This window comes from Achromobacter sp. DMS1 (genome assembly GCF_001270295.1).
On sequence record NZ_LHSJ01000178.1, the window covers coordinates 1 to 8,680 of the forward strand.

Sequence of the window (8,680 nt, forward strand, 5' to 3'; positions counted from 1 at the left end):
CTGAGGTTGCCCGGGCAGCGCCAAGGCGCTTGCGGGGCATATGGATATGCGGGCGGGGCGCTGGCCGCGCGCGGCGGGGCTGCCTACAATCGGGCATTCCGCCGGCGCCTCGCGCGCTTCGATAATCACGACAGGAGACTCGCATGCCCGACGCCCCGAACCCCCAATGGCGCCTGGAAACCATCGCCGTGCATGGCGGCTACCGCCCCGATCCCACCACGCGCGCGGTCGCGGTGCCGATCTACCAGACGGTGGCCTATGCGTTCGACGATACCCAGCACGGCGCGGACCTGTTCGACCTGAAGGTGCCGGGCAACATCTACACCCGCATCATGAACCCCACCACCGACGTGCTGGAGCAGCGCGTGGCGGCGCTGGAGGGCGGGGTGGCCGCGCTGGCGCTGGCCTCGGGGCAGGCCGCGGTCACTTATGCCATCCAGACCATCGCCGAGGCGGGCGACAACATCGTGTCCGCCAGCACGCTGTATGGCGGCACCTACAACCTGTTCGCGCACACGCTGCCGCAGTACGGGGTGCGGGCCCGCTTCGCCGACCCGCGCGATCTCTCCACCTTCGAGTCGCAGATCGACAGCCGCACCAAGGCCATCTTCGCGGAGTCGGTGGGCAATCCGCTGGGCAACATCACCGACATCGGCGCGCTGGCCGACATCGCGCACCGCCATGGGCTGCCCCTCATCGTGGACAACACCGTGCCGTCGCCATACCTGCTGCGTCCCATCGAGCATGGCGCGGACATCGTGGTGCATTCGCTCACCAAGTACCTGGGCGGGCACGGCACCAGCCTGGGCGGCGCCATCGTCGATTCGGGCAAGTTTCCCTGGGCCGAGCACAAGGAGCGCTACAAGCGCCTCAACGAGCCCGACGTGAGCTACCACGGCGTGGTCTACACGGAAGCCTTCGGTCCGGCGGCCTATATCGGCCGCGCGCGCGTGGTGCCGCTGCGCAACATGGGCGCGGCGATCTCGCCCTTCAATGCCTTCCAGATCCTGCAGGGCATCGAGACGCTGGCGCTGCGCGTGGACCGCATCGTGGAAAACGCCCTCGCGGTCGCGCGATTCCTGCGCGCGCATCCCAAAGTGGAGTGGGTCAACTACGCGGGCCTGCCCGACCACGCCGACCACGCGCTGGCGCAGCGTTACCTGGGCGGCAAGGCCCCGGGGCTGTTCACGTTCGGCGTGAAGGGCGGCCGCGAGGCCGGGGCGCGTTTCCAGGACGCGCTGCAGCTCTTCACGCGGCTGGTGAACATCGGCGACGCCAAGTCGCTGGCCACGCATCCGGCCTCCACCACCCACCGCCAGCTCAACCCCGAGGAGCTGCGCAAGGCGGGCGTGAGCGAGGAAATGGTGCGTCTGTCCATCGGCATCGAGCACATCGACGACCTCATCGCCGACCTGGACCAGGCGCTGGCGCGCGCCTGAGCGGCGTGCGCGCCGGCTGGGGCCCGTGGACAGGCAATGAAATCGCCCCCCTGAAGATTTTGCACATGGCATCTGATGCCGATGCCGATGGCGGCCAGGGCCGGGAACGCCGGTCCTGGCCGTTCGTGTCGGGCTTTCATTTTTTCCCGCCCCTCCGCCAGACTCCTGCGCCGGGCGCCGCGACGCTGCGTTCAGGGTTGAGGCGTCCTAATCGGCGGGGCAGACCATGGCGCGCAGGCTGCGCTGGACGGGGTCGCGCGCCACGGGCGCGTTGCGCACGGTGTTCACCGGTATGGATTCGACCAGCGCGCCGGTGGCGTTGCCGCCGGCATGGTGCAGCCGCCGCATGACGGTGTAGGTGTTGTCGGTGCAGTTGATGGTGACGGCCTGGGTGACCGAGCCGTAGCGCAGGCCGGTGGATTCGGAGACGCGGGGCTGGGCGTAGAACCAGCCCACGGTCACGGCCATGACCAGCGGCCGCTCGCTGAGGCGTTCGACCGAGGCGCTGTCGTAGAACACGCCGGGCATGGCCTGCGGCTCGAGCGGCGTCCAGTTCGCGGCGAGCGCCGGTCCGGGCAGCCCCGCCAGGCAGGCAAGCGCCGCGCAAGCGGCCATGGGCCGGGCGGCAGGCGGGAGAAGTCGCGCCGCGCAGCGCGCGAGGGGGCTGGAGGTCATGAAAGCTTCTAAGCGGCGGGCAAGGTCCATCAGTATAGAGAATGTCCGCCAGCGCCGGATGCGGGGCGCGCGGCGGCGCGTCCCTAGGCGCCGGAAACCCGCGCCGCCGGCGGTTCGGCGTCGGACGGCGCGTAGTCGGCCAGCACGTAGTCGGGGTAGCGCTTGCAGATCTCGGCCACCTGGCTCAACGTGCCCGACAGATGCTCGCGCAGCACGGCCTGCGCGCGCGGCGCATCCTGCGCGACGATGGCGTCCAGCAGGCGCTGGTGGTCGTCCAGGATGCGTTCGGCCTTGCCGGCCTCGGGCAGGTGCAGCCGGCGCAGGCGGTCCAGGTGGCCGCTGTACCGCTGGCCGAGCTCCCACAGGCCGGCCACGTCCGCCGCCTCGTGCATGGCGCGGTGAAAAGCCTGGTCGGCATTGATGAACGCCTGCGTCTGGCCGGCCTGGTGGCTGGCGCGCTGCAAGTCGATCTCGGCCTGCAGGCGGCTCCAGAGCGCCGGGTCGGGCCGCCGGGCCAGCGTGTGCACGATCTCCAGTTCCAGCGAGCGGCGCAGGAAATGCGCCTGGCGCGCGGCCGCCACGTCGATGCGGCTGACGACCGTGGTGTGCTGGGGATAGATCTCGACCAGGCCTTCCTCGGCCAGGCGGATCAGCGCGTCGCGGATGGGCGTCTGGCTCAGGCCGTAGGCTTCGGCCAGCGCCACGCGCGACAGGGCGGCGCCGGGCGCGAAATCCAGCGAAACGATCTGGGCGCGCAGGTGCTCGAACACCTGCGGAGCGGCGTGGCGGGAGCGGTCCAGTTTGAGTTTGGGCTGCGGCATGCAGGGCGGCCAGGTAAGGGACAAAGCGGCAGTATAGCGGGTTTCCCCCTATCTGACACACTAATATATTAGTGTATAAATGCGTCATCGCCATTCCCATTCGGATAAAGCCGCCCCCACCATGACACGCACCTACGAAAGCCTGCGCAGCGCGGCCTGGATGGCCAAGGACGACCTGCGTTCCTTCGGCCACCGCTCGCGCATGATGCAAATGGGCTACGGCCCCGACGACTGGGCCGGCCGCCCGGTCATCGCCATCGTCAATACCTGGTCGGACCTCAACCCGTGCCACAGCCATTTCAAGCAGCGGGTCGAGGACGTCAAGCGCGGCGTGTTCCAGGCCGGCGGCTTTCCGGTGGAGCTGCCGGCCATCTCGGTGTCGGAATCGTTCGTGAAGCCGACCACCATGCTCTACCGCAACTTCCTGGCCATGGAAACGGAAGAACTGCTGCGCAGCCACCCGGTGGACGGGGCCGTGCTCATGGGCGGCTGCGACAAGACCACGCCGGGGCTCCTCATGGGCGCCATCAGCGCGGGCCTGCCCTGTATCTACGTGCCCGCCGGCCCCATGCTGCGCGGCAACTGGAAGGGCAAGGTGCTGGGGTCGGGCTCGGACGCCTGGAAGCTGTGGGACGAGCGCCGCGCCGGCAACATCACGCCGCAGCAATGGACGGAAGTGGAGGGCGGCATCGCCCGCAGCTACGGCACCTGCATGACCATGGGCACGGCCAGCACCATGACGGCCATTGCCGAGGCCATCGGCATGACGCTGCCGGGCGCCTCGTCCATTCCGGCGGCGGACGTGAACCACATGCGCATGTCCGCCGAATGCGGCCGCCGTATCGTGCAGATGGTGTGGGACGACTTGACCCCGGCGCGCATCCTGTCGCCCGCCTCGTTCCGCAACGCGATCAACGTGGCCATGGCCATGGGCTGCTCCACCAATGCCATCGTGCACCTGGTGGCCATGTCGCGGCGCGCCGGCTGCGCGGTCGGGCTGGACGACTTCGACGCGGCCAGCCGCGAGGTTCCCGTTATCGCCAACATCCGGCCCAGCGGCGACAAGTACCTGATGGAAGATTTCTACTACGCGGGCGGCCTGCCGGCGCTGATGAGCCGGCTGCGCGGCCATCTCGACCTGGGCGCCATGACCGTCACCGGCAGGACGCTGGGCCAGAACATCGAAGGCGCCGAGGTCTACGACGACGACGTCATCCGTCCGCTGGAGCGCGCGATCTACCAGGAAGGGGCGCTGGCCGTGCTGCGCGGCAATATCGCGCCCGACGGCTGCGTCATCAAGCCCAGCGCCTGCGCGCCGCAATACCTGCAGCACACCGGGCCCGCGCTGGTGTTCGACGACTATCCCAGCATGAAGGCGGCGGTGGAAGACGAAAACCTCGACGTGACCGCCGATCACATTCTCATCCTGCGCAACGCGGGTCCTCTGGGCGGGCCGGGCATGCCGGAGTGGGGCATGCTGCCCATTCCCGTGAAGCTGGTGAAGCAGGGCGTGCGCGACATGCTGCGCCTGTCGGACGCGCGCATGAGCGGCACCAGCTACGGCGCCTGCATCCTGCATGCGGCGCCCGAGGCCTATATCGGCGGCCCGCTGGCGCTGGTGAAGACGGGCGACCTCATCACCGTGGACGTGCCCGCGCGCCGCATCCACCTGAATGTGAGCGACGAGGAGCTGGCCGCGCGGCGCGCCGCCTGGACGCCGCCGCCGCCCCGCTACGAGCGCGGCTACGGCTGGATGTACTCGCGCCACATTCTGCAGGCCAACGAAGGCTGCGATTTCGATTTCCTGGAAACAGGCTTTGGCGCCCCCGTGCCCGAGCCCGCCATTTTCTGAGGCGGGGATTTCCTCGCCCCGCATTCCGCTTAACTTTCTGGAGCCGCCGTGTCCACACTCAAACCCGAAACCCGCGCCAGGTTGGCCGGGGTCAGCACCGCCACGCTCTGCACCGCGCTTTTCAAGCGCGGCCTGCGCAACCAATTCATCCAGGACGTGCGTCCGCTCGCCCCCGGGCTGCCCAACATGGTGGGCCCGGCGTTCACGCTGCGCTACATCCCGGCCCGCGAAGACCTCAACACCATCAAGGTGTTCGAAGACCGCGCCCATCCGCAGCGCGTGGCGGTGGAAACCTGCCCCGAAGGCGCGGTGCTGGTCATGGACAGCCGCAAGAACGCGCGCGCCGCTTCGGCCGGGTCCATTCTGGTGACGCGGCTCATGAAGCGCGGCGCGGCCGGCGTGGTCACCGACGGGGGCTTTCGCGATTCGCCCGAGATCGCCGCGCTGGGCTTTCCCGCCTATCACCAGCGTCCTTCCGCGCCGACCAACCTCACGCTGCATCAGGCGCTGGACATCAACCAGCCCATCGGCTGCGGCGACGTGGCCGTATTCCCGGGCGACATCGTGGTGGGCGACGGCGAGGGCGTGGTGGTGATACCCGCCGGGATGGCCGACGAGATCGCCGCCGAGGCGGCGGAAATGACCGCGTTCGAAGACTTCGTGACCAGCCAGGTGCGCGAAGGCGCCTCTATCCTGGGCCTGTATCCGCCCACCGATCCCGCCTCGCGCGAGCGCTTTGCCGCCTGGCGCGCGCAGCACGGGCGCTGAAACCCGCCGCAGTCCATACACGCATAACGAGGGCAAGGAGACAATCATGAACGAGCAACGCCGCGGCCTGTGCGCCGCCCTGGCCGCCACGGCCGCGCGGGCCGCCTGGGGCGGCCCCGCCCTGGCAGCCGACTGGCCCGGCCAGAAGCCGATCTCATATGTGGTGCCTTTCACCGTGGGCGGGTCCACCGACGTGGTGGGCCGCCTGCTGGCGCAGAAGCTGGGCGAGCGCCTGCACCAGAACGTCATCGTGGAGAACAAGCCGGGCGCCGCGGGCGGCATCGGCGCTGCCTATGTGGCCAAGGCGCCTGCCGACGGCTATACGCTCTTCGGCGGCACCATCAGCACGCACGCCATCAACGCCAGCCTGTATAAGAACCTGAAGTACGACCCGGTCAAGGACTTCGAGCCGGTGTCGCTCATCGCCTATCTGCCCAATGTGCTGCTGGTGGATCCCAACCTGGGCGTGAATTCGGTGGCCGATCTGATCGCGCTGCTCAAGCGCGATCCGTCCAAACGCACCTTCGCCTCGTCCGGCGCCGGCACCTCCACGCACCTGGCGGGAGAACTGTTTTCCAGCATGATCGGCGTGCCGCTCACGCACGTGCCGTACAAAGGCACGCCGCCGGCCATGGTGGACGTGTCGTCCGGCGCGGTGACCTTCATGTTCGACCAGATGACCGCCGCGCTGCCGCTGCTGCAGAACGGCAAGCTCAAGCTGCTCGCCGTCACCACCCGGAACCGCATCGCGCTCGCGCCCGATGTGCCCACCATGGCCGAAGCCGGCGTGCCCGGGTTCCAGATGGCGTCGTGGCAGGCGGTCTACGCGCCCAGGGGCACGCCCAAGCCCATCCTGGACCGCCTGGCGCGCGAAATCGCCGCCATCGTCAAGGAGCCCGAGGTGCAGGAAAAACTCGGCAAGACCATGGGCATGGAACTCGTGGGCAGCACGCCCGAGGAACTGCGCGACCTCATGGCCACCGAGATCCCGCGCTGGGCCGAGGTGGTGCGCAAATCGGGCGCTTCGGTCGATTGAGGCGCAGGGGGCCGCGCGCCCGCGTCCTCAGTTGATCTTGATGTTGCGTTCCTTGACCAGCACCTTCCACTGCGCCGTCTCGCGGGCGAGGTGGTCGCGCAGTTCTTCGGGAGAGCCGCCGATGGGCTCGGCGCCGATGGAGTCCAGGGTGTTTTTCACCTTGGGGTCGGCCAGGGCCTTGCGCATGGCGGCGTTGAGCCGGGCCACGACTTCGGGCGGGGTGCCGGCCGGCGCGAAAGCGGCGAACCAGGGCATCAGTTCGTAGCCGGGCACGCCGGCCTCGGCCACGGTGGGCACGCCGGGCAGGGCCGCCGATCGCTTGCTCGTGGTCACCGCCAGGGCGCGCAGCTTGCCCGCCTCGATGTGCGGCTTGGCCGAAGTGATGCTGTCGAACATATAGTCCACCTGGCCGCCCAGCAGGTCGGCCATGGCCGGACCGCTGCCCTTGTACGGCACGTGGAGCATGTCCACCTTGGCCATGGAAACGAAGAGCTCGCCCGCCAGGTGGATGGAGGTGCCCACGCCGCCGAGGCGAAGGTGTAGTGGTTGGGCTGGGCGCGCGCCTTTTCGATGACCTCGGCCACGCTCTTGACGTCGTTGCGCGCCGGATTGGCGACCAGCACGTTGGGCACCACGGCCAGCAGCGAGATGGGCGCGAAATCCTTGATCGGATCATAGTTGAGGTCTTTGTACAGCGCCGGGTTCACCGCCATGCCGTTGGCCGCGATGAGGAGGGTGTAGCCATCGGGCTTTGCGCGGGCGACGGCCGAAGAGCCGATATTGCCGCCCGCGCCGGCGCGGTTTTCCACGATGAACGAGGTGTTGAGCTCCTTGCCCATGGCTTCGCCCAGGGTGCGGGCGATGCTGTCCATCGCGCCGCCGGGCGGGAAGGGCACGATCCATTTCACGGGATGGTCGGGATAGGCGCCGGCCTGGGCATGGGCGCCGGCCGCTCCGGCCAGAAGCGCCGCGCCGAGGCTGGCGCGGACGAGCCGGGCGAGGGTGCGTTGCAGATTCATGTCGTCTCCTGAGTGTGTGTCCGTCCCGGGCGCGTCGCGCTTTCCCGCCCGGGGCCGGCGGGCCTGGCCGGTGCGGGCGCAATTGATACTTTTTGCGGCCAGAATGCGAATGCGGGCGAGTATCCCTTGAGATTTATCGCAATGTCCAAGACTATATGGGTTGCGATTCATACCTTTAAGGTATTCATCTTATGGAACTCAGGCATTTGCGTTATTTCCAGGCGGTCGCGGAGGAGGGCAGCTTCACGCGCGCGGCCGAGCGGCTGCATATCGCCCAGCCGCCGCTAAGCCGCCAGATCCGCCAGCTCGAAGAAGAATTGGGGGTGGCGCTGCTGGAGCGCAGCACGCGCGCGCTGCGGCTGACCGAGGCCGGACGCTTCCTGCTGGAGCAGTCGCGGCTGCTCACCGCCCGGCTGGACGAGGTGGTGGAAAGCACGCGCCGGCTGGGGCGGCGCGAGCGGCGCTGGTTCGGCATCGGTTTCGTGCCGTCCACGCTCTACGGTTTCGTGCCCGAGCTGATCCGGCGGCTACGGGGCGCGGACCCCCTGGTGGACGTGGGCTTGTCGGAAATGACCACGTTGCCGCAACTGGAGGCGCTGAAGGCCGGGCGCATCGACCTGGGCTTCGGCCGCATCCTGTTCGACGACCCGGCGGTGGAGCGCCGGGTGCTGCTCACGGAACCGCTGATGGCGGCGGTGCCGCTGGGCCATGCGCTGGCCGGGCAGGCCGGCGTAACAGTCGAGCGGCTGGCGCGCGAACCGCTGGTGCTGTATCCGGCGCGGCCCCGGCCCAATTTCTCTGACCACGTGCTGGGGCTGTTCCGCGCGGCGGGCCATGCGCCGCAGGTGGTGCAGGAAGCCAACGAGCTGCAGACCGCCATCGGCCTGGTGGCGGCAGGGCTGGGGGTGGCGGTGGTGCCGGCCTCGGTGCAGCGCCTGCAGCGGCAGGACGTGGCCCACGTGCGCATCGAGGCGGAATCCTTCGTGTCGCCGGTCATCGTCAGCTACCGCAAGGACGATACCTCGCCGTTCCTGCGCCAGGCCCTGCTGCTGGCGCAGGAACTGGCGGCC

At 69.0% G+C, this 8,680-nt stretch carries 7 protein-coding genes and 1 pseudogene; 5 read left to right on the top strand and 3 right to left on the bottom strand.

Annotated features, from left to right (window positions below; genetic code table 11):
- The first annotated feature begins 143 nt into the window (after positions 1–143).
- Positions 144–1,439: an O-acetylhomoserine aminocarboxypropyltransferase/cysteine synthase family protein gene (locus AD428_RS18380; protein WP_053246141.1), complete on the top strand. Its 1,296-nt coding sequence runs from the start codon at positions 144–146 to the stop codon at positions 1,437–1,439.
- Positions 1,440–1,646: 207 nt separating this feature from the next.
- Here AD428_RS18380 and AD428_RS18385 read toward each other — a convergent pair whose 3' ends face one another.
- Positions 1,647–2,114, bottom strand: coding sequence for a surface-adhesin E family protein (locus tag AD428_RS18385; RefSeq protein WP_082308488.1), 468 nt, complete (start codon positions 2,112–2,114; stop codon positions 1,647–1,649).
- A gap of 83 nt (positions 2,115–2,197) precedes the next feature.
- Positions 2,198–2,935 (bottom strand): GntR family transcriptional regulator, encoded by a 738-nt coding sequence (locus tag AD428_RS18390; protein ID WP_053246145.1) that lies wholly within the window; start codon positions 2,933–2,935, stop codon positions 2,198–2,200.
- 121 nt (positions 2,936–3,056) lie between these two features.
- On the opposite strand from AD428_RS18390, the gene araD reads away from it, so the two are divergent.
- Genes araD through AD428_RS18405 form a run of 3 tightly spaced genes read left to right on the top strand, consistent with a single transcriptional unit; the run spans position 3,057 to position 6,591 of the window.
- Positions 3,057–4,787, top strand: coding sequence for an L-arabinonate dehydratase (gene araD / locus AD428_RS18395; RefSeq protein ID WP_053246142.1), 1,731 nt, complete (start codon positions 3,057–3,059; stop codon positions 4,785–4,787).
- A gap of 48 nt (positions 4,788–4,835) precedes the next feature.
- Entirely contained in the window at positions 4,836–5,555 is a 720-nt protein-coding gene (locus tag AD428_RS18400) for a ribonuclease activity regulator RraA (protein ID WP_053246143.1), read from the top strand.
- Between the two features lie 46 nt (positions 5,556–5,601).
- Positions 5,602–6,591, top strand: a complete 990-nt coding sequence (locus tag AD428_RS18405; RefSeq protein WP_053246144.1) for a Bug family tripartite tricarboxylate transporter substrate binding protein — start codon at positions 5,602–5,604, stop codon at positions 6,589–6,591.
- Between the two features lie 27 nt (positions 6,592–6,618).
- Here AD428_RS18405 and AD428_RS18410 read toward each other — a convergent pair.
- Positions 6,619–7,610 (bottom strand): annotated as a pseudogene (locus AD428_RS18410) (tripartite tricarboxylate transporter substrate binding protein).
- A gap of 191 nt (positions 7,611–7,801) precedes the next feature.
- Here AD428_RS18410 and AD428_RS18415 point away from each other — a divergent pair.
- Positions 7,802–8,680 (top strand): LysR family transcriptional regulator (locus AD428_RS18415; RefSeq protein WP_053246146.1); only part of this gene is annotated, 879 nt, incomplete at its 3' end.

Coding starts and splice junctions, on each gene's coding strand:
- AD428_RS18380 (WP_053246141.1), top strand. CDS start 144: ATGCCCGACGCCCCGAACCCCCAATGGCGCCTGGAAACCATCGCCGTG.
- AD428_RS18385 (WP_082308488.1), bottom strand. CDS start 2,114: ATGACCTCCAGCCCCCTCGCGCGCTGCGCGGCGCGACTTCTCCCGCCT.
- AD428_RS18390 (WP_053246145.1), bottom strand. CDS start 2,935: ATGCCGCAGCCCAAACTCAAACTGGACCGCTCCCGCCACGCCGCTCCG.
- araD (WP_053246142.1), top strand. CDS start 3,057: ATGACACGCACCTACGAAAGCCTGCGCAGCGCGGCCTGGATGGCCAAG.
- AD428_RS18405 (WP_053246144.1), top strand. CDS start 5,602: ATGAACGAGCAACGCCGCGGCCTGTGCGCCGCCCTGGCCGCCACGGCC.